The sequence below is a fragment of the Streptomyces sp. CO7 genome (genome assembly GCF_053474865.1).
In genome coordinates this window covers 308,935-309,854 of record NZ_JBRIOU010000001.1, presented here as the reverse complement: position 1 = coordinate 309,854, position 920 = coordinate 308,935, and the positions used below count along the sequence as shown (strand labels likewise).

1 protein-coding gene is annotated in these 920 nt (G+C 76.7%); it reads left to right on the top strand.

The annotated features are described in order from the left end of the window. Positions 1-878 (top strand): MurR/RpiR family transcriptional regulator (locus ACOV8S_RS01420; RefSeq protein WP_448315496.1); only part of this gene is annotated, 878 nt, incomplete at its 5' end. Between the last annotated feature and the right edge of the window lie 42 nt (positions 879-920).

The following is a 920-nucleotide window of genomic DNA, read 5'->3' as shown; positions in this document are numbered from 1 at the left end:
CGCCCGCCCCGCCCGCTCCGGCCGCCCTGGCGGCGAAGGTGCGGACGCTGGCCCCGTCGATGACCCGGTCCATGCAGCGGGTCGCCGAGGCCGTCGCCGGTGACCCGGCGGGCTGCGCGGCGCTCACCGTCACCGGGCTGGCGCAGCTCACCGGCACCAGCGAGGCGACCGTGGTGCGCACGGCGCGGCTGCTGGGCTACCCCGGCTACCGGGACCTGCGGCTCGCGCTGGCGGGTCTGGCCGCGCAGCAGGAGTCGGGCCGCGCGCCGTCGGTGACCGCCGACATATCCGTGGACGACCCGATCGCCGAGGTCGTCGCCAAGCTCGCCCACGACGAGCGGCAGACCCTGGCCGACACCGCGGCCTCCCTGGACACCGCGCAGCTCGGCGCGGCCGTCGCGGCGATGGCGGCCGGCCGGCGGATCGACGTGTACGGGGTGGCCGCCTCCGGGCTGGTCGCCCAGGACCTGGCGCAGAAGCTGCTGCGGATAGGGATGGTCGCGCACGCGCACAGCGACCCGCACCTGGCCGTCACCAACGCCGTCCAGCTGCGCGGCGGGGACGTGGCGGTGGCGATCACCCACTCCGGCTCCACCGGGGACGTGATCGAGCCGCTGCGGGTGGCCTTCGAGCACGGCGCGACGACGGTGGCCATCACCGGCCGCCCCGGATCGCCGGTCACCCAGTACGCGGACCACGTGCTGACCACCTCGACGGCCCGCGAGAGCGAGCTGCGGCCGGCCGCGATGTCCTCGCGCACCGGTCAGCTGCTGGTCGTCGACTGCCTGTTCGTGGGCGTCGCCCAGCGCACCTACGACCGTGCCGCGCCAGCCCTGTCCGCCTCCTACGAGGCGCTCGCCCACCGCCACCGACGCTGACCCGACCGCCCGGGTGGCCGCCGGTAGCCCGTCGCCCCCGAC